An 18619-nucleotide genomic window follows, 5' to 3' on the forward strand; every position below is an offset into this window, starting at 1 on the left:
CCCATGGGCATGATGACGCGCATATTTGCCGTGACGGCAAGCTTGATGCTGACGGCCTGGCCGTCGGTGACGCCGGCTGTGGCAGCTCCCGCCGAGTATTTGGTTACGGGAGCAAAACCGAACCGCCTGTTCGTGATCGACATGAAGGCGCGCAAGGTGGTGAGGGACATCGTCATTCCAGGCGAGGGCAATTCGCCGCAGGGCATCGTGCCGTCGCCATCGGGCGACATCGCTTATGCGCTGGTCAATGGCTGGAAAGAGATTTCCGGCATCGAGCTCAAAAGCGGCAAGGAAGTGTTCCGGGCGAGCGCCTCTCATGAAGGCGACGAACGCAGCATCATCATGGGTTTTACCGTGAGCCCGGATGGCAAGCGGATCTTTGCCAACGAAGTACCAGCCAAAATCGGCACCGATCGCTATACCGTGCAGCCGACGCGGATTTCGATCTATCGCACCGATGCCGGGGTGGGCGCCAAGCCGGAAAAAATCCTGACCAATACGCCGCGCCGCATTGCCCTTCTGATGATGAACCCGCAGGGTGACAAGCTTTATGCGCTCGGCTGGGATTTCTATACGCTTGATCCGAATACCGGGGCCGTGGTGGCAACCTTCCCGCTTCGGAACTGGACCCGTCCGGGGGAAAGCGCACCGGATTCTCTAAGCTTCTGGCCGATGATGGAAGCGAGCGGAATTTTCTCGGTGGCGATCAATTATATGCGTACTGATCTGCCGCCGACCGATCCACGTGCTGCTGTGACGGCGCTTCTGACGCTTGATCTCAAGGCCGGGCAATTCGATGTGCTGCCTTTGCAGGTCCAGCCCGAGGTCTTTTTCACCATGACCATCGCGCCCAACCGCCGGGTGGCTTACGGCGGTTTCAATGAAATGTCGAAAATCGATCTGGTGCGCGGGCGGATCGTCAAGCGGGTGCCGCTGGATCACAGTTATTATCAGTTCAACATTTCGAAAAACGGCCGCGAGGTTTATGTGGGCGGCACCATGTGCGATATCATGGTGTTTAACGCCGACACGCTCGCACGCTTGGCCAAGGTTGAATTGCCCGGCTGTCCCGATGTGGGCGGGGCGGGGATGCGCATGATTACGACTGATCTTGGACAATAAACCGCAGACTGCAACGACCGCCTCATTTTCCGCCCTGGCCTGGGAGCTTGCTCGCCCCCATGCCGGGCGGTTGGCGTTTGTGCTGTTGCTATCGGTGTTCGCGACCGGACTTGGCTTGTTGCAGCCGTGGTTGACCAAGCTTCTGATTGATGGCGGCATTCTTGGTCGCCGCATGGATGTGCTGTTGACGGTGACCGCTGTTCTGCTGCTCGCGGCCTTTCTGAGCGCCGGGCTTGGGGCGCTCAACCGCTGGCTTTATGTGGGGGTGTCGGCGCGCATCTTGTTTGCTTTTCGTGGCCGGGTGTTCGCCCATCTTCTGACCCTGTCGCCGCGCTATTTTGCTGCTGCCCGTACGGGTGAACTGATGTCGCGCATGGACGGCGATGTGGCCGAGGTGCAGCGCTTCGCCCTCGACAGCGCGCTTGCGGTGGTCAGTGCGGCGATCATGCTCACTGGCAGCCTTATTTTCATGCTGGCGCTCGACGCCCGGCTGACGCTCATTGCCTTTGCCTTGCTGCCGCTGGAAATTCTGTTTCTACGTGCTTTTCGGCCGCTGTTGATGACACGGAGTGCGGCCTTGCGCGGGCGCGCCGCCGATCTTTCGGCCTTTCTCGTTGAACGCATTTCCGGCGTGCGGCTGCTGCAGGGGCTTGGCGCGGAACGGAAGGCCGCGGCGGATTTCGCCGCTCATCAGGATCGCTATCGCACGGATCTGCTTAAGCAACAGATGACATCCTATGGGGTTGGCGCTGGGCCCGGGTTGATGTTGACCCTGTCGAACGCCGCCGTGTTTGTGATCGGCGGCTCTGCGGTCATCGACGGCAGTCTGACGCTTGGGACCTTGATTGCCTTTTCGGCCTATCTCGGCCGCGCCACCGGGCCGGTGCAGACGTTCTTGGGGCTGTACACGGCGGCGGCGCGGGCGGAGGTGAGCCTTGACCGCGTGCGGGTGCTTCTTGATGCGGAACCGGCGGTCAGAAGCCCGGCCGTACCGCGTGCCCTGCCCGATGGGCCGGGCGGCGCGATTGCAATTGAGGGGCTGATGTTCGGTCACCCCGGCCGTGACGCCTTTATTCTTGATCAGGCGTCGGCGGTGATCCCGGCCGGAAGCAAGGTCGCGCTTGAGGGGCTGTCGGGGGCGGGGAAATCGACGCTGGTTGATCTGTTGCAGCGTCATTATGACCCGGATGGCGGGCGTATTCTGCTTGATGGCATGGATTTGCGGGAGCTTGATCTCGCGGTTTTGCGGCGGCAGATGGTGGTGGTGACGCAGGACATGATCCTGATGCGTGGGTCGGTTGCGGAAAATCTGCGCCTTGCCCGGCCGGAAGCGAGCGATGACGATCTGCGCGCGGCACTTCTGGCGGCGGAACTCGGTGATCTGATGACGCGTCTGCCTCAGGGGCTCGACAGTCTGATCGGTGAACGCGGGGCCAGTCTGTCGGGCGGGGAGCGGCAACGCTTCGCGCTCGCCCGGGCCCTGTTGTGCGATCCCCGTGTGCTCATTCTTGACGAGGCGACGGCGGGGGTTGATGCGACGGCCGAGGCCCGCGTGCTGGCTGCCGTCGATCAGCTGTTCGCGGGGCGCACGCGACTTATCATCAGCCATCATCCGCGCGCCTTCCGCGATGTGGACCTTCGACTTCAGCTTGCGAGCGGCAAGCTCCGGGTGAGCGCGTGACCATGCGGGTTGCCATTCTCGACAGCGGTCTGGCCCCCGGGATGGCGGTTGCGGCGCGGGAGTTCTGCGAACCGGGTGCCCTGTCGGATCATGGCGACAAGGTCGCGGCGCTGGTGCGGGAGGCGGCGCCTCAGGTTGATTTGCTTGATGGCCGGGTGTTCGGTGAGCGGCTTCAGACCTCGGTCGAACAAGTGGCCGAGGCCCTGGACTGGGCGGTTGGGCAGGGGGCTGGAATCATCAATCTCAGTCTCGGGTTGCGGGAGGATCGCGCGCGGCTCAGGCTCGCCATCGAGGCGGCGCTTGCGGCCGGTGTGGTGATTGTGGCCCCGGCCCCGGCGCGGGGCGGGCCGGTTTATCCGTCAGCCTATGCGGGGGTGATCGCGGTGACGGGGGATGCCCGCTGTGGCGACCATGATTTCTCCTGGCTTGGCGAGGCCCATGTGGATTTCGGTGCCTGTCCGCGTCCGCTTACCGGTCCGGTCGGGATCGGCGGCGCGAGTTTCGCGGCGGCGCGGGTGACGGGTGCGCTCGCAAGACTTGCGGGGTCCGGCGATCTGGTTGAACAGTTGCGGGCAAGCTGCCGGTTCACCGGGCGGGAACGGCGCTGAGCCCACGGCGGGCGAGCCAGTCGCGCGCTATATGAATCGAGTCTTCCGACACCGCGAAATCTGTGGCGAGCTCTGCGGCGGTGCGATCAGGAGGCGCTTTCAGCAGCGGCACCAGCGCCACACCGGCGATGCTGAGGATGCCGCGCGGATGGTCGGCGGTGACGATGACCTCGCGCTCCTCGATATAGCCGTCGATATTGGCGGGCATGAGGGCCACCTGCGGCGGCGCGGACAGGGGCGAGGCATGGATCGGCGCGTCATCGGGCCAGTCGCGCCGGGCGCGCCAGAACGGGGCCTCGGCGAAGCGGGTTTCCATGCGGTAGAAATCACGGCCCATGCGGGCATGACGCAAAAAGGCGTCGCGGGCGCGGGCTTCATGAAAGCGGATGGCGAGGTCGCGGTCATCGGGCCGGTCGAGCAAGGTCGCGGCTACGGCTGCTGCTGCCCGGGCTCCTCCGATTGCTTCATAAAGTCCATGTCCGGCCAGGGGGTCGATGGCAAAGGCGGCGTCACCGATCCGCAGATGATCCGCGCTTGCGAGGTCGGCGGCAAGCACAGCTCCGGCGTCGCGGGCGCGTGGCGGACCTATGGGTGTGAGCCCGGCAAGCGGGTGGGTGAGCTCCGGACAGTCGGCGAGCCGGGCCTCGAACAGGCGGGTGAGGGAGTGGCGATCCATGTCCTCGGCCTCGGCATCTACAATAAGTTGCACTGTGGCCCGGCCGTCGCCGGGAAAAGCCGCCCAGACCCAGCCGAAGGCGGCGGCGGCGAGCAGGGTTTCCCCGTTATGGTTCGCGGCCCCATTATACTGGCGGACTAGCGCCACCGTGTGCGGTCCGCGTAAGGCGACGGCGCGGCGCGGGGCCTGTCGTCCGCGCGCTTCGATCACCAGCCGGGCTTGGGGGGTAGCGGTGACACGGGTTTCCTGGATCGTGACACCGGCTGCCCGCGCGTCCTCCAGCAGATGAGCGTCGAAGCGGGCGCGATCCACCAGCGCTTCCTGATTGTGACGATTGGCCAGTCCGCCCCAATGGGCCGCGCGCGGCAGGGGGCCGCTTGCCATATAGGGCGTGGGGTCGATGCCCGCGCCGCGCAACCGTTCGATGGCGCGGGGAGCGAGACCTTCGAGATGTTTCGCCTGATGGCCCGGCAGCGTCTGCAACAGCACGTGATATCCGCGCGCGGCGAGATGGCTCGCCGTGAGCGCGCCCGCTGGGCCGCCGCCTAGAATGGCGATGTCATAGGGAGTTGGATTGCTCATGGCGGGCAGTCTACATGAGGATGCAGTGACTTGCACTTCTGGGGTCACCCGACGACAATGCGGCTTTGAAGACTGGTTTATCGAAAGGTTTTTTGTGTCCGCCTTGGTTCGTCTGTTGAAATCCCGCCGGTTTGGGCCGTTGTTCGCCACGCAATTTCTCGGGGCGTTCAATGACAATATCTATAAAAACGCCATCGTCATTCTGATCGCTTATCGTCTCGGTGCGGAAAGCGGCTTGCCTGCGCATCTTCTGGTAACGCTGGCGGCGGGGATTTTCATTCTGCCGTTTTTCCTGCTGTCGGCGACGGCGGGGGAGCTTGCGGATCGCGAGGACAAGGCGCGGCTCATTCGCTGGGTCAAGCTTGCGGAAATCGTCATCATGGCTCTTGGCGGGGTGGCGTTCTGGTTGGCCGATGTCTGGCTGCTGCTTGCGGTGCTGTTTCTGATGGGCGTGCATTCGGCGTTTTTCGGGCCGCTCAAATACGGCATCCTGCCGGATCATGTGGGGCGCGACGATCTGGTGCCGGCGAACGGGCTGATCGAGGCCTCGACATTTATCGCCATCATCGGCGGCACACTGCTTGGCGGCATTCTTGTGCTTGAGGCGGGCGGGCTCAGGTTGGTGCCGGGGCTTTGTGTCCTGGTGGCGATCATCGGCTATATGGCGAGCCGGAGCATTCCGGCAGCATTGCCACAGGCAGAGGGCGGCAAGCTGTCCGGCAATATCTTTGTGGCGAGCGGGCGGATCCTGCGGGCGTCGTTCCGCGATCCGGCGATCCGCATGTCCATTCTGGCCATTTCCTGGTTCTGGTTCGTGGGCGCAAGCTGGCTCGCGCAGGTGCCCAATCTGGCCAAAGGAACGTTTGCTGCCGACGAGACGGTGGCGGTGCTGTTTTTGGTGCTGTTCGCGGTCGGCATTGCCGTGGGCTCGCTGCTGGCGGCTGGGATTTTGCGCGGCCGGGTTCGCGTTGGCTTCGCGGCCGTGTCGGCGGGGGCGCTTGGGGTTCTGTCCCTCGGCTTGCCTTGGGCTATGGGACTTGTCCCGGCGGGGTCAGCGGACCTGCGCTCGGCGGCGGAGTTTCTCGCCGCTCCCGGCGGTGGGATCGTTGCGGTTTTGCTGACGCTTGTGGCGGTGGCGGGCGGGGCTTTCGCCGTGCCGCTTTATGCGCTGATCCAGACGCGGGCCCCGGATGGGGAGCGGGCTCGGGTCATTGCCGCACTCAATATAGTGAACGCGGCGGCCATGGTGCTGTCGGCGGTGGCGAGCGCCGTGGCGCTGGCGCTTGGCGCGACCGTGGCCGAAATTTTGATGGCGGCGGGGGCCACGGGTCTTCTGGTGATGCTGCTGCTGTGGCGGGCCTCACGCGCCGCGTGAGGCGTGGGCCCGTTCGATGGTGGCGCGAATCACCCGTTGCGCATCGGCGGAGGCCCATTCGGCGGGGCCGATAAAGCGGGCGATTTCATAGCCTTCATGATCGACCAGCAGGGTCACCGGCAGGCCATAGATATTGAGCGCCCGAGCCGCGCGTGACGATGAATCGATATAAAGCGGCAAGGATTTGATGCCGGTTTCGGTGAAGAATTTGGCCGCGACGCTGCGTCCGCCACGATCGATGGAAATCGGCACCACCGCGAAATCGGGTCCGCCAAGCGTGCCTTGGAGGGTGTCGAGGGCGGGCATTTCATGGCGGCAGGGCGCGCACCAGGTAGCCCAGAAATTGATCAGCAGAACCTTGCCCTTAAGGTCCGGCAGAGCGATCTGGCGGCCGTTGTCGTCTTCGATCGTGACCATGGGCAGGGCGGCAGCCGGATTGGCCGGGGCGAGCTTCTGCATCTCGCCGACCGCGAACTCTTGCAGCCAGACGGTGTTTGGCGTATTCGGAGCGGAGGCGTTCGTGACGGTGTCAGGGGCCTGGGGCTCCGGTTCCGGGACTTTCAGCACCAGAGCGGCGGCTACCGCTAGGAGAATGATGGTGGCGGTCAGAAGCGCAACAAGACGGGTCATGGCAACTCGCTAGGCTCTCAATATGGCCCGGTTGGGCCTTTTCGATAGTGGAATGTGACCATGACGACCAGGAAAGGCAAGGCGCAAACTGCCAGCGCTGCCAAACAAGCCCCGAAAGCCGCCGCAAAGTCCGTGGCGAAAAAGCCCGTGAAAGCGGCCAAAGGCAGTGCCGCCAACGCGCTATGGGGTGGCCGGTTCGAGGCCGGTCCGGCCGACATCATGGAAAAGATCAACGCCTCCATCGGCTTCGATCAGAAGCTGTTTGCACAGGACATTGCCGGATCGCGCGCTCATTGCCGCATGCTGGTCGCGCAAAAGATCCTGACCGCCAAGGATGGCAAAGCGATTCTGAAGGGGCTTGATCAGGTCGAAGCGGAAATCCGCGCCGGCAAAATGGTCTTCGACCCTAAGCTCGAAGACATCCATATGCATGTGGAGTCGCGGCTGAAGGAAATTATTGGCGACGCCGCCGGGCGGCTGCATACCGCGCGCTCGCGCAACGACCAGGTGGCGACCGATTTCAAGCTTTGGGTGCGGGACGCCATCGACGCCATCGACGCGGCGCTGCTGGAGTATCAGCGTGCGCTGCTGGATCGGGCGGAAGATTATGCCGATACCGTCATGCCCGGATTCACCCATTTGCAGGCGGCGCAGCCGGTGACCTTTGGGCATCATCTGATGGCCTATTATGAAATGGCCGCGCGCGATCGCGGACGGTTTCAGGATTGCCGCCGCCGTTTGAACGAATCCCCGCTTGGCTCGGCGGCGCTTGCGGGCACGTCCTTTCCACTTGACCGCGCCATGACCGCGAAAGATCTTGGCTTCGATCGTCCGACGGCCAATTCGCTCGATGGCGTGTCGGATCGTGACTTTGCGCTGGAATTTCTGGCGGCGGCCTCCATCGCGGCGGTACATTTCTCGCGTCTAGCCGAAGAAATCGTGATCTGGTCGAGCGCACAGTTCCGCTTTATCACTTTGACCGACGCCTTCACCACCGGCTCGTCGATCATGCCGCAGAAACGCAATCCTGATGCCGCTGAACTCAGCCGTGCCAAATCGGGTCGGGTGATCGGGGCGCTCAACAGCCTGCTGATTGTCATGAAGGGCCTGCCGCTCGCCTATTCGAAAGACATGCAGGAAGATAAAGAAGCGACCTTCGATGCGGCGAACGCGTTGTCGCTGACCATCACGGCGATCACCGGCATGATCCGTGATCTGAAGGCCAATACCGAAGTCTTGGCCGCGGCCGCGGGCGTCGGGTTCACCACGGCCACGGATCTGGCCGACTGGTTGGTGCAGGCGCTGAACATGCCGTTCCGTCAGGCCCATCATGTGACCGGGACTTTGGTCAAGATGGCTGAAACCAAGGGCTGCGATCTTGAGGATCTGAGCCTAGCCGAAATGCAGACGGTGGAGCCCAAGATCAACAAAGAGGTCTTCAAACGTCTGGGTGTGCAGAATTCGGTTAAAAGCCGCACGAGTTTTGGCGGCACCGCCCCTGTGCGCGTCCGTGAGTCTGTTCGACGCGCCAAAAAAGGTCTCAAATGATGCGCAGCATGCTTGTGGTTATGGCGGTGACGATGGTGCTTGCCGCCTGCGGTAAAAAAGCTGAACCCGTGCCGCCGCCCGGTTATGTGAAACCGACACCGGCGACCGAGCAGCAACAGAAATAAGGCGGGCGATATGCATCATTTTTCCTATAAACATGGCGTTCTCCATGCCGAGGACGTGTCGCTTCCGGCCATCGCCGAAGCTGTGGGCACGCCGTTCTATTGTTATTCGACAGCCACGCTCACCCGTCATTACGAAGTCTTTACGGGCGCGCTTCATGGCCTTGATGCGCTGGTCTGTTATGCCGTCAAGGCCAACAGCAATGTGGCGGTGATCCGCACGCTGGCCGCCCTTGGCGCGGGCGCCGACGTGGTCTCGGTGGGCGAGCTGAAACGTGCGCTTGCGGCGGGTGTGCCGCCGGAACGCATCGTGTTCTCCGGCGTCGGCAAGGAGCGCGCCGAAATGGTGGCGGCGCTTGAAATCGGCATCCATCAGTTCAATGTGGAATCCGAACCGGAACTTGAACTGCTGAGCGAAGTGGCCTCGGCCATGGGCAAGCTGGCGCCAATCGCCATCCGCATCAATCCTGATGTGGATGCGAAGACCCACGCCAAGATCTCGACCGGCAAAAAAGAAAACAAGTTCGGCATTCCGTGGGAACGGGCGCGCAGCATTTATGGCCGCGCCGCGCAGCTTCCGGGCATCAAGGTGGTGGGCGCGGACGTGCATATCGGGTCGCAACTGACCGATCTCGCGCCGTTCCGGGAAGCCTTTTCCCGCGTGGCCGAACTGGTGCGCGATCTGCGCGCCGATGGCCATGACATTCGCCGTCTCGATCTTGGCGGTGGTCTTGGCATTCCTTATGAGCAGGACAGCCCGCCGCCGCCGCATCCCGACCGCTATGGCGAAGTGATCCGCGATGTGGTCGGCGATCTCGATTGCGAAATCATTCTGGAGCCCGGACGCCTTCTGGTGGGCAATGCGGGGGTGCTGATGTCCAAGGTGATTTATGTCAAGGAAGGCGAGGCGCGCAAATTCGTCATTCTTGACGCCGCCATGAATGATCTCATCCGCCCGAGCCTTTATGACGCCCATCATGACATTATCCCGGTGACGGAATATCCGGCGGATGCTCATCTGATGCTGGCCGATATTGTCGGTCCGGTCTGCGAGACCGGCGACGTGTTCGGCAAGGCGCGTCTGGTGCCGGATTTGGCCGCGGGGGATTGTGTTGCTATCCTGTCCGCGGGCGCTTATGGAGCGGTCATGGCGTCGACCTATAACACCCGTCCGTTGATCCCCGAAGTGCTTGTCCATGGCGACCGCTTCGCGGTGGTGCGGCGGCGGGTGACGGCCGAAGATTTGATCGCTTTGGAAGACAAGCCTGATTGGCAATAACGACAGCGTAGCTGTCAGGACAATAGCGACGGCGTAGCTGTCAGGAGACCCGTTCTGAACGATCCCCTTCCCCACGCGCGGACACGTATTCTCGAAGCACGCACCGGGCCTCGGGCGGCGCTTGCCGTGCTGTTGCCGGTTGTGGGGGTGGTTCTGGGTTATATCGCCCTGTCGCTGCTCGATCTCTGGAGCCAGGTGCCGCCGCTTGTGCATCTTCTGCTGTTCATCTGCCTAGTGGTGGTGGTGGTCGGCGGGGTGATTGCGGCGATTGAGGCCTGGCGACGCAACCGGGAATCGGATCATGTGCATTGGGGCCGCTATCTTTTGCTGCTGCCGGTTTTGATCATCGCCCTGTTTCTGGCCGGGACCGACTGGGAACGGCGCTTGGTGATGGCTTTCCAGCCGGGCCAGCTGTTCCCGCCGCCGCAGATGCAGATCACGGCTGTCATTACACCGCCTGCCTATACGCATCTTGAACCGCTGCGCTTGCCGATCTCGAACAGTCGGTCTGCGGCGCCTTTGAAGGTTCCGGCCGGATCGGTGTTGCGGGTCGAGGTGCAGGAGACGCGCTGGCCGCCTTTGCTGGCCTGGGGCAAAAATACGGTGGTGTTGCGGCCCGAAGCCAATGGCGGCTATGCCATCGAAGGTGAATTGAAGGCCGACGGCAAGGTGCGTCTGACCTATGCCGGGAAAACCCTGGTGCGCTGGCAGGTCGATGTGGTGCCGGACAAGGCGCCGACCCTGCGCTTTACAGCGCCGCCCGGGGTGACGGCACGGCACAGCCTGCGGCTCAGCATCGATGCGGAGGATGATCATGGCATCGAATTCCTGGCGCTCAAACTGAAGCGCGCCGATGGCTCGGGCGTCGATCATCTGGTCGAGTTGCCGGCCTGGGGCACGCCTGTGATCAAGGAAACCATCTACCGTGACCTGACGGCGGATTCGCTTGCGGGGCAGGAGGTGATCCTGCAACTGGTGGCGCTTGATGGCTTGTCGCAGGAGGCGGTGACGCCGCCGGTGACCATGACGCTGCCAAAGCGGCAGTTCCACAATCCGTTGTCGCTGTCACTGGTCGCCATCCGCGCCGGATTGTTGACCGGCGAGGACGATGATGTGGCTCAGGCGGTGCGGCGTTTGCGCCTGTTGAGTGAACAGCCGCTTGTGACCTCGGACGCCACGGTGCATCTCGGGCTGCGGTCGGCTTATCTTCGTCTCAAATCAAGCTACAGCGAGGAAGACCGCGAGGAAGTGGCGAACCTCATGTGGGATCTTGCGCTCAGGGCCGAGGATGGCGGGCGCAGCATGACGGAAAACGACCTGATCGACGCGCTCGACGCTTGTCTGACGCTGGTGCGGCGGCAGGCCGACCCTGAGCAGGTGCAGGGCGCGCTCGGCAGTCTCGCCGAAGCGTTCAGCAGTTATGGCCGCGCCCGGGTGACCGGGGCTGGTAAAATGGGCAAGGACGCCGACGCCATCGATTGGGAGGCGTTGCGGCGGCTGTTCCTGCGCTTGAACGATCTGACGATGGCGGGTGACTATGACGCGCTGGCCGGTCAGCTCGTCAGCCTGCGGGCGGGACTTGAGGAGCAACCGGCCTTGCTGTCGGCCAATGCCTATCGGTATTTCGTGGTGGCGAGCTATGCACGCCGGGTGATCGATGAAGTTGAACGCCAGCAGGAACATGTGGCAGCGCGCAGCCGTGATAATAGCGCCCAACCGATGGTGCTTGCGGCCGATCAGACGGCGCTCAGAAATGCGCTAGGCGATCTGATTACGCAGCTTGCCCGGGCCGGGATGCCGGATACCAATCTGTTCCATAAGTTGCAGGGGGACATGGATCGGGCGATCACAGCGTTCACGAACGGCACGCCGGAAGCCATAGCTGACACGCAAACTCAGGTGGCGCAGTCCCTGAAGGCGGCTATGGCATCGCTTGATGCCTTCCCATCGCCGCTCGCCCCCGATGCCGAGGGGAAATATCACGACCCGCTTGGCCGCCCGCTGCCGCCGGGTCTGGACATTGTGAAGGGGCGGGACTGAAAGTCCTAATCCGCGTCCCGGGCATCGAGCGCGGCTTGGATGATCTGGCCGATCTCGTCGAGCGAGAACGGTTTCGAGACCACGTCGTGGACCAGTTCCTCAAGATTATGGGCGCGTTGCTTTTCCGCCGCATAGCCGGTCATGAGCACAACCGGCATGCCCGGCCATTCGCTGGATGCTTTAAGCGCGAGGGCGATGCCGTCCATGACTGGCATGACGATATCAGTCAGCAACAGATCAAAAGATTCGTCATGGAGGGCCTGCAGGGCCGCGCCGCCATCGGCGACGGCGCGCACGCTATGGCCGAAATGTTCAAGCGCGCGGCTCACAAAAATGCGCACGGGTTCTTCGTCTTCGGCAATCAGGATGCGGGCCATCAGGGGGTCTTGGCTCCGGATTCTATAGCTGGAGATTTCACGGCAGCGGGTTTTGCGACTGAGGCCGGGGTCGAGAAGGTGACACGGATATCCTGCGCTGCCGGTGGCGGGTTTTCCAGTCGGGTCTCGAACGGCACGATGCCGCCGGATTTCAGGGTTTTTTGCGGCGGCTCGAACACCCAGGTCTTGAGATCGAGCTTTTGACCGTCGAGCAACACAACTTCGATCGGCGGCAGGGTTTCGTCGCGCGGACTGATGTTCTGGATTTTGCCGCTGATCACCAGCGTGAGCGTGCCATTGATGAAGCGTTGGCTGGGCGCGAGATCGAGCAGCTTGAGCCGTTTTTCAAGCGGCAGAGTCTCCACCGCCGCCGCCGGGCCATGGGCCAGGAGCGAGCGTTCGGCATTGAGACCGAAGGTATCATAAAGTTTATGTGCAGCGGGCCAGGTGCTGGTGATGTCGCGGGCAAACAGCAGCACAATGCCGATGATGAGCGCGACAAACAACGCGAGACTGCTCCAGCCAAGCAGCGTGCCAAGACGACCTGTGGTGAGGAGGGCGGGCAGATTGCGGGTTTCGCGGTCGGCGGCCTCGCTCTGCTCCGGCCGGATCAGGCGGTCGCCGAACCGGGGGGTGAAGGACGAGCCGCTGTCGGAGTCGGGTTGCGGCGCCGAGTGTTTTTTAAGCAGATTATCAAAGGGATCGTCGATCAACGGATTGTCACGGGCGCCCGCTTTTTCAGCCACGCCTAGGGGGCTCAGATCGTCCGGGGCCTCAGCGAACCAGGTGTTGAGACAGCGGGCACAGCGTACCGTGCGGCCCTGCACGCCAAGGCGCGCCGGATCGAGGGCAAAGCGCGTTGCGCAGTTCGGGCAGGTCAGTATCATCTAACGTCCTGGTCTTGCGCCCATTTTCGTCGAATATTGCTTACTTATAGGGCCTTGCTCGGAGTCTTGCAACAAATCTGGCGATTCCCAGTGTGAATGGCTGCTTTACGTCGCGCCGTGGCTTATGCCATCTTGGGCGCGAAACTCTCAGTTCAGATAGGTAAGATTAGACCTTGGAAACGCAAGGAAAAGTAGTCAGGTTCGAAAATGTCGGCATGCGCTATGGCCTTGGGTCCGAAGTCCTGCGCAATATTTCCTTTGAACTCAAGCCGGGCTCCATCCATTTTCTGACCGGGCCGAGCGGGGCCGGGAAATCGTCGCTGATGCGGCTGTTGTTTCTCGCCCATCGGCCGTCGCGCGGACTTGTTACCATGTTCGGGCGCGACGTGGTGTCGCTTGACCGTGACGAGCTGCCGTCCTTGCGGCGGCGCATTGGCGTGGTGTTGCAGGATTTCCGCTTGCTCGATCATTTGTCGGCCATTGAAAATGTCATGCTGCCGTTGAAAATCGCCGGTGGCGAGGATCGCATCATTCGTGCCCAGGCCGAGGAGCTGTTGTCCTGGGTCGGGCTCGCCGATCGCATGGCGGCGCGACCGCCGACCCTGTCGGGCGGGGAAAAACAGCGTCTCGCCATCGCCCGGGCGGTGATCGGCCAGCCCGATCTGCTGCTTGCGGATGAGCCCACCGGCAACGTCGATCCGGCCATGGCCGAGCGGCTCATGCATCTGTTTCTGGAACTCAATAAACTCGGGACGACGACCGTGATCGCCACCCATGACATGGCCTGGGTCGAACGTATCGGCGCGCCCCAGCTCAGGCTCGACCGTGGCGAGCTGACGACCATCGCCGCGCCCGCCGGAGCCGGAACAGGGAGCAGCCGTCATGGCGCGTAGAGTTCAGTTCCTGCCCGACGGATCCGGCGCCGGCAGCCGTGAGCTGTTGCCCTGGGTGATTGCCGTCATGGTATTTCTGTCGGGCCTTGCCCTGGCGGGCGCCCTTGGCATGCATGGCGCGGTGGCCAGTTGGGCCGGAGACATGTCACGTCGCCTGACGGTGGAAATCGTCACCGGCGACCTTGAGGCGCGCGACCGGCAAGCGACTGCGGCGGTGACGGCGCTGCGGGAGACGCCGGGGGTCGAAAGCGCCCACCGGCTGAGCGATCAGGATATCGCCGGGTTGCTTGAACCCTGGCTTGGTAAGGGCAATGTGGCTGCTGATCTGCCGGTTCCGGCGCTGATCGATGTGGTGGTGCGCGAAGGCGTCAATCTGCCGCTCGATGTGGTGGCGAACCGGTTGCGGACCATTGCCCCGGATGCGCGCTTTGACGATCATGAACAATGGCTCGGCAATCTGTATCATCTGGCCTGGATGCTTGAAGTCTCTGGCTTTGGCATTGTGCTGTTGGTGATGCTGGCGACCGTGGCCATTGTGATTTTTGGCACCCGGGCCGGGCTCGCGAGCCATCGTGACAGTATTGAAACCCTGCATCTGCTGGGTGCCGAGGATAGTCTGGTGGCCGGGGAGTTCCAGCGTCGCTTTCTTTATCTCGGCTTCAAAGGCGGGGTGATCGGGGTGGTTGCCGCAGGGCTCGCGCTCTTGTCCGTGCATCATATGCTGAGCCGTCTCGGTGGCGGGATTTTTGGCTCCATCAGCTATGCGTCGCCAAGTTTTCTGGCCCTCCTTGGGCTGCCGGTTCTGGCCGCGATCCTTGCCATGGTGACGGCACGCCTGACGGTGGTGCGCGCCCTCCGTCAGCTTGTGTGATGGCCGGGTCGGATGGCTAGGCGTATCCGCAAGCGTGATGTTGTTTTTGCCAGCGTGAAACTGTTGTTCGCGCTGGTGTTGGTGGCTGTGTTGCTGTGGCTTGGCGGGTTCGTCTGGTTCGTCGGCGGCCTGCAGACCACGCCCGAGGCCCCTCAGGCGCAGACGGACGGCATCGTGGTTCTGACCGGCGGGCCTTATCGCATCAATCTAGCGGTTAGCCTGCTGTCCGAAGGGCTTGGGGAGCGGTTATTGATCACCGGCATTTATGGCGAGCTTGATGACGAGACGCTACGTCGCGCCAATGCCATTCCGAAAGATATCTTTGACTGCTGCATCGATCTTGGTCGCGGTGCCGCCAACACCAAAGGCAATGCGGACGAGGCGGCGATCTGGGTGGCCGCGCATGGTTATCGCAGCCTGCGCATCGTCACCACCTTCGATCATATGCCGCGCAGTCTGGCGGAATTCCATCGCGCCATGCCGGGGATTCAACTGATCGCTCATCCGGTGTCGCCGGATACCGTCGGGCCCGAGGTGCGCTGGCCGTCGGCCGGACGGCTTGCGCTTGAATATACCAAATACTGGGCCGCGCTGTTGCGCTCCCGCGCCGGGACTGGCGCAGGTGTGCTGCGCCCCACAGCCGATTTTACATGAGGCCAGACGATGACAAGCGCCATGGATCGCATCCGTATTTTTCTGTTCACCATCAGCCTTTATCTGTGGACGCTGATCATCGGAGGAATCATCGGCTGGCCGGCCCTGTTCCTGCCGCGCGGTTATGCCATTTTCATTCAGACCAGCTGGGGCCGCGGCACGATTTTTCTGCTGCGGGTGCTGTGCGGCATTCGCTTCGAGGTGCGCGGGCTTGATCGCGTGCCCGAGGGGGCGGTGCTGATCGCCTCCAAACATCAGTCGGCCTGGGACACGTTTATTTTCCTGCTGCATTTCAAAGCGCCGACCTTCATCTTCAAGAAGGAACTGCTGCGCATTCCGATCTATGGCTGGATCTGTCTCAAGACCGGCATGGTGCCGATCGATCGTCAAGGCGGGGCGGCGGCTTTGAAAGCCATGCTGCGCGGCGCGGCGGAACGCATCGGCGAAGGCCGCTCCATCGTCATTTTCCCCGAAGGCACGCGGGTCAAACCCGGCAGCAAGATGCCCTATAACCCGGGCGTCGCCGGGCTTTACAAGCATCTCGGGGTGCCGGTGGTGCCGGTGGCGCTCAATTCGGGAATGGTCTGGCCGAAGGGCGGGGTGATCCGCACCGATGCCATGATTCGCCTGGAGTATCTTGAGCCCATCCTGCCTGGCAGTGACAAGGCAAGCTTCCTCACCACCCTCGAATCGCGCATCGAAGACGCTAGCCTGCGGCTTTTGGCCGAGGGCGTGGATCGCTAACAGGGTGTTATCCACAGCCCCTTGTGGATAACGGGGATAACCTGCAAAGCCCTCAGCTGACAGGGTTTTGTGGCTGTGGTTATCCACAATCCCCTGGGGGGCGATTTCTGAAAACATAACGTGAACATTTGGTTGACCCGCAGCGCTTTTGCCCCCTACAATCGGGGTCTCAAGGAGACATCCGGTCATGACCAGCATCGCCGCCATTTCCCAACAGATCTGGGATATGAAATACCGTTTCAAGCCTGCGCCCGGGGCCCATGGCTCCGATCTGCCCGAAGACAAAACGGTGGAGGACAGCTGGCGGCGTGTGGCCCGGGCTTTGGCCTCGGGGGAGGCGGAAGATACGCGGGCGGCGTGGGAGCAGCGGTTTTATGACGCGCTCGACGATTTCCAATTTCTGCCCGCCGGGCGCATTCTCGCCGGGGCCGGGACGGGGCGTGAGGTGACGCTGTTCAATTGCTTTGTCATGGGCACGGTTCCGGACAGCCTGAGCGGTATTTTCGAACATCTCCGCGAGGCCGCCATCACCATGCAGCAGGGTGGTGGTATCGGCTATGATTTCTCGACCATCCGGCCGAAGGGCGCGCTGGTGAAGGGGGTTGGGGCCGATGCCTCGGGGCCGCTTTCCTTCATGGATGTGTGGGACGCCATGTGCCGCACCATCATGAGCGCGGGCTATAGGCGGGGGGCCATGATGGCCACCCTGCGCTGCGATCATCCGGATATCGAAGCCTTTATCGAAGCGAAGCAAGACAAGGGGCGTCTGCGGATGTTCAATCTGTCGGTGCTGATCAGCGACGCCTTCATGGCCGCGCTCAAGGCCGACGATCCGTGGGATCTGGTGTTTGAAGGTCGGGTTTATAAAACGCTGCGCGCCCGGGCATTGTGGGATCGCATCATGCGCGCGACCTACAGCTATGCCGAGCCGGGGGTGATTTTTATCGACCGCATCAACCGCCGCAACAATCTTTGGTACTGCGAACAGATCAGCGCTACCAATCCCTGCGGCGAACAACCCTTGCCACCCTATGGGGCCTGTCTGCTCGGGTCGATCAATCTGGCCCGGCTGGTGCGGGAGCCGTTCAGTGACACGGCCCACGTGGACCGTGCCGCGCTCGGCGATCTCGTGCGGGTGGCGGTGCGGATGATGGACAATGTGGTCGACAGCTCGCGTTTTCCCCTGCCCGAACAGCGGGCGGAGGCGGAAGGGAAACGCCGCATCGGGCTTGGCGTCACCGGCCTTGCCGACGCGCTTATCATGTGCGGGCTGCGCTATGGCAGCCCGGCCGCGGTCGAGATGACCCGGGACTGGATGGGGCTCATCCGCCGTGAATCCTATCTGGCCTCGACCGATCTCGCGGCTGAAAAAGGCGCGTTCCCCTTGTTCGACCGCGATCAGTATCTCGCCGGAGAATCGGTGCGCGAACTTGACGAGGATGTGCGCGCGGCCATTGCCGAGAAGGGTATTCGGAACGCGCTTCTGACCTCCATCGCGCCGACCGGGACCATTTCGCTTTTTGCCGACAATGTGTCGTCGGGGGTGGAGCCCGTGTTCAGTTTTTCTTATGTGCGGAAGGTCCTGATGCCCGACGGCACCCGGGCCGAGGAAGAGGTGAGCGATTATGCCTATCGCCTCTATCGTCGCATGTTCGGAGAGACGGCGGCGCTGCCGGACAGTTTTGTGTCGGCCATGACGCTGACCCCAAGCGACCATGTGCGCATGCAGGCGGCGGTGCAGGAGTTCATCGACAGCTCCATCTCGAAAACTATCAATTGCCCGGCCGATATCGGGTTTGACGAATTCAAGTCGGTTTATCTCGATGCCTATGACGCAGGCTGCAAGGGTTGCACCACCTATCGCCCGAACGATGTCACGGGCGCGGTGCTGGAAGTGAAAGCGCCTGAGGCTCAGCCTCAGCTGCCGCTTGAGGAACCGGGCACGCGGCCGCGCGACATTTATGAGGCGGGGGGTATCGTCTATATGACCCAGCCGCTCGACCGGCCCGAGGTGCTGCCCGGCCAGACCTATAAACTGCGCTGGCCCGAGTCGGATCATGCGATGTACCTTACCGTCAATGATATCGTCCAGGACGGGCGGCGGCGGCCGTTCGAACTGTTTATCAATTCGAAGAATATGGAGCATTACGCTTGGACGCTGGCGCTGACGCGGATGATCTCGGCGGTGTTCCGGCGCGGCGGTGACGTGTCCTTTGTGGTCGATGAACTGAAGGCGGTGTTTGACCCGCGCGGCGGCCATTGGGTCGGCGGACGCTATATCCCGTCCCTGCTCGCGGCCATCGGGGAGGTGATCGAACAGCATCTGGTGGCTATCGGCTTCATGGCCGGGCCGGATGAGGCACTTGCGGAGCAGGCGCGGGAGAAAGTCGCGGCGGCTGCCGGTAGCACTACGGGTCTCGGCCTGCGCTCCTGCCCGAAATGTCATGCGCCGTCGCTGGTGCGGCTTGAGGGTTGCGACAGCTGTATGAGTTGCGGCTATTCCAAATGCAGCTGAGTTCAGGGTATAACC

Annotated in this window: 17 protein-coding genes; 13 read left to right on the plus strand and 4 right to left on the minus strand. The window is 62.6% G+C overall.

The window, feature by feature from the left end; translation table 11 throughout:
- Positions 1 to 9 precede the first annotated feature (9 nt).
- Genes peaD through qhpE form a run of 3 tightly spaced genes read left to right on the plus strand, consistent with a single transcriptional unit; the run spans position 10 to position 3411 of the window.
- The gene (gene peaD, locus NYP16_RS01265; RefSeq protein WP_274942294.1) at positions 10 to 1122 is read left to right on the plus strand and encodes a quinohemoprotein amine dehydrogenase subunit beta; all 1113 of its coding nucleotides are present in this window, start codon (positions 10 to 12) and stop codon (positions 1120 to 1122) included.
- On the plus strand, positions 1112 to 2803 hold the full coding sequence (locus NYP16_RS01270) for an ABC transporter ATP-binding protein (RefSeq protein ID WP_274942295.1): 1692 nt from the start codon (positions 1112 to 1114) through the stop codon (positions 2801 to 2803). Before peaD ends, NYP16_RS01270 begins: the two co-directional genes overlap by 11 nt.
- A 2-nt stretch (positions 2804 to 2805) precedes the next feature.
- Positions 2806 to 3411 carry a subtilisin-like serine protease QhpE gene (gene qhpE / locus NYP16_RS01275; protein ID WP_274942988.1) on the plus strand — a complete coding sequence of 202 codons (606 nt, stop codon included), beginning with the start codon at positions 2806 to 2808 and terminating at the stop codon, positions 3409 to 3411.
- On the opposite strand, the gene qhpG is transcribed toward qhpE, so the two are convergent.
- A complete protein-coding gene (gene qhpG, locus NYP16_RS01280) occupies positions 3389 to 4669 on the minus strand; it encodes a flavin-dependent monooxygenase QhpG (RefSeq protein WP_274942296.1) in 1281 nt (426 codons plus the stop codon). The genes qhpE and qhpG overlap by 23 nt on opposite strands.
- A gap of 94 nt (positions 4670 to 4763) precedes the next feature.
- On the opposite strand from qhpG, the gene NYP16_RS01285 reads away from it, so the two are divergent.
- A complete protein-coding gene (locus tag NYP16_RS01285; RefSeq protein WP_274942297.1) occupies positions 4764 to 6044 on the plus strand; it encodes an MFS transporter in 1281 nt (426 codons plus the stop codon).
- Here NYP16_RS01285 and NYP16_RS01290 read toward each other — a convergent pair.
- Entirely contained in the window at positions 6030 to 6674 is a 645-nt protein-coding gene (locus NYP16_RS01290; protein WP_274942298.1) for a TlpA family protein disulfide reductase, read from the minus strand. The genes NYP16_RS01285 and NYP16_RS01290 overlap by 15 nt on opposite strands.
- 60 nt (positions 6675 to 6734) lie before the next feature.
- Between NYP16_RS01290 and argH the strand changes: the two genes are divergently transcribed.
- The 4 genes from argH (at position 6735) to NYP16_RS01310 (ending at position 11663) form a co-directional block, all read left to right on the plus strand.
- On the plus strand, positions 6735 to 8222 hold the full coding sequence (gene argH / locus NYP16_RS01295) for an argininosuccinate lyase (RefSeq protein WP_274942299.1): 1488 nt from the start codon (positions 6735 to 6737) through the stop codon (positions 8220 to 8222).
- Entirely contained in the window at positions 8222 to 8347 is a 126-nt protein-coding gene (locus tag NYP16_RS01300; RefSeq protein ID WP_274942300.1) for a hypothetical protein, read from the plus strand. Before argH ends, NYP16_RS01300 begins: the two co-directional genes overlap by 1 nt.
- 10 nt (positions 8348 to 8357) lie before the next feature.
- On the plus strand, positions 8358 to 9623 hold the full coding sequence (gene lysA / locus NYP16_RS01305; protein ID WP_274942301.1) for a diaminopimelate decarboxylase: 1266 nt from the start codon (positions 8358 to 8360) through the stop codon (positions 9621 to 9623).
- A gap of 126 nt (positions 9624 to 9749) precedes the next feature.
- Entirely contained in the window at positions 9750 to 11663 is a 1914-nt protein-coding gene (locus NYP16_RS01310) for a DUF4175 family protein (protein ID WP_274942302.1), read from the plus strand.
- 5 nt (positions 11664 to 11668) lie between these two features.
- Here NYP16_RS01310 and NYP16_RS01315 read toward each other — a convergent pair whose 3' ends face one another.
- Together NYP16_RS01315 and NYP16_RS01320 are read right to left on the minus strand one after the other, a co-directional pair.
- Entirely contained in the window at positions 11669 to 12040 is a 372-nt protein-coding gene (locus NYP16_RS01315; protein ID WP_274942303.1) for a response regulator, read from the minus strand.
- Positions 12040 to 12927, minus strand: coding sequence for an MJ0042-type zinc finger domain-containing protein (locus tag NYP16_RS01320; protein WP_274942304.1), 888 nt, complete (start codon positions 12925 to 12927; stop codon positions 12040 to 12042). The genes NYP16_RS01315 and NYP16_RS01320 overlap by 1 nt, the downstream gene beginning before the upstream one ends.
- Before the next feature lie 215 nt (positions 12928 to 13142).
- Here NYP16_RS01320 and NYP16_RS01325 point away from each other — a divergent pair, with 215 nt between their 5' ends.
- The 5 genes from NYP16_RS01325 to NYP16_RS01345 all read left to right on the plus strand — a co-directional run bounded on the left by NYP16_RS01325 (position 13143) and on the right by NYP16_RS01345 (position 18604).
- Complete coding sequence (locus NYP16_RS01325; RefSeq protein WP_346742446.1) at positions 13143 to 13820, plus strand: cell division ATP-binding protein FtsE; 678 nt, start codon at positions 13143 to 13145, stop codon at positions 13818 to 13820.
- A complete protein-coding gene (locus tag NYP16_RS01330; RefSeq protein ID WP_274942306.1) occupies positions 13810 to 14691 on the plus strand; it encodes a cell division protein FtsX in 882 nt (293 codons plus the stop codon). Before NYP16_RS01325 ends, NYP16_RS01330 begins: the two co-directional genes overlap by 11 nt.
- Positions 14692 to 14703: 12 nt before the next feature.
- Positions 14704 to 15345 (plus strand): YdcF family protein, encoded by a 642-nt coding sequence (locus NYP16_RS01335; protein ID WP_274942307.1) that lies wholly within the window; start codon positions 14704 to 14706, stop codon positions 15343 to 15345.
- A 9-nt stretch (positions 15346 to 15354) separates the two neighbouring features.
- Positions 15355 to 16089, plus strand: coding sequence for a lysophospholipid acyltransferase family protein (locus tag NYP16_RS01340; protein ID WP_274942308.1), 735 nt, complete (start codon positions 15355 to 15357; stop codon positions 16087 to 16089).
- Positions 16090 to 16276: 187 nt separating this feature from the next.
- Positions 16277 to 18604 carry an adenosylcobalamin-dependent ribonucleoside-diphosphate reductase gene (locus tag NYP16_RS01345; protein ID WP_274942309.1) on the plus strand — a complete coding sequence of 776 codons (2328 nt, stop codon included), beginning with the start codon at positions 16277 to 16279 and terminating at the stop codon, positions 18602 to 18604.
- Positions 18605 to 18619 lie beyond the last annotated feature (15 nt).

The organism is Govania unica, from assembly GCF_027920805.1.
Classification (GTDB): Bacteria; Pseudomonadota; Alphaproteobacteria; order Sphingomonadales; family Govanellaceae; genus Govanella; species Govanella unica.

Bases quoted from the DNA above. Each gene is read 5' to 3' on its own strand.
- peaD (WP_274942294.1), top strand. From the start codon at position 10: ATGATGACGCGCATATTTGCCGTGACGGCAAGCTTGATGCTGACGGCC.
- qhpE (WP_274942988.1), top strand. From the start codon at position 2,806: ATGCGGGTTGCCATTCTCGACAGCGGTCTGGCCCCCGGGATGGCGGTT.
- qhpG (WP_274942296.1), bottom strand. From the start codon at position 4,669: ATGAGCAATCCAACTCCCTATGACATCGCCATTCTAGGCGGCGGCCCA.
- NYP16_RS01290 (WP_274942298.1), bottom strand. From the start codon at position 6,674: ATGACCCGTCTTGTTGCGCTTCTGACCGCCACCATCATTCTCCTAGCG.
- argH (WP_274942299.1), top strand. From the start codon at position 6,735: ATGACGACCAGGAAAGGCAAGGCGCAAACTGCCAGCGCTGCCAAACAA.
- NYP16_RS01300 (WP_274942300.1), top strand. From the start codon at position 8,222: ATGCGCAGCATGCTTGTGGTTATGGCGGTGACGATGGTGCTTGCCGCC.
- lysA (WP_274942301.1), top strand. From the start codon at position 8,358: ATGCATCATTTTTCCTATAAACATGGCGTTCTCCATGCCGAGGACGTG.
- NYP16_RS01315 (WP_274942303.1), bottom strand. From the start codon at position 12,040: ATGGCCCGCATCCTGATTGCCGAAGACGAAGAACCCGTGCGCATTTTT.
- NYP16_RS01320 (WP_274942304.1), bottom strand. From the start codon at position 12,927: ATGATACTGACCTGCCCGAACTGCGCAACGCGCTTTGCCCTCGATCCG.
- NYP16_RS01325 (WP_346742446.1), top strand. From the start codon at position 13,143: ATGCGCTATGGCCTTGGGTCCGAAGTCCTGCGCAATATTTCCTTTGAA.
- NYP16_RS01330 (WP_274942306.1), top strand. From the start codon at position 13,810: ATGGCGCGTAGAGTTCAGTTCCTGCCCGACGGATCCGGCGCCGGCAGC.
- NYP16_RS01335 (WP_274942307.1), top strand. From the start codon at position 14,704: ATGGCTAGGCGTATCCGCAAGCGTGATGTTGTTTTTGCCAGCGTGAAA.
- NYP16_RS01340 (WP_274942308.1), top strand. From the start codon at position 15,355: ATGACAAGCGCCATGGATCGCATCCGTATTTTTCTGTTCACCATCAGC.
- NYP16_RS01345 (WP_274942309.1), top strand. From the start codon at position 16,277: ATGACCAGCATCGCCGCCATTTCCCAACAGATCTGGGATATGAAATAC.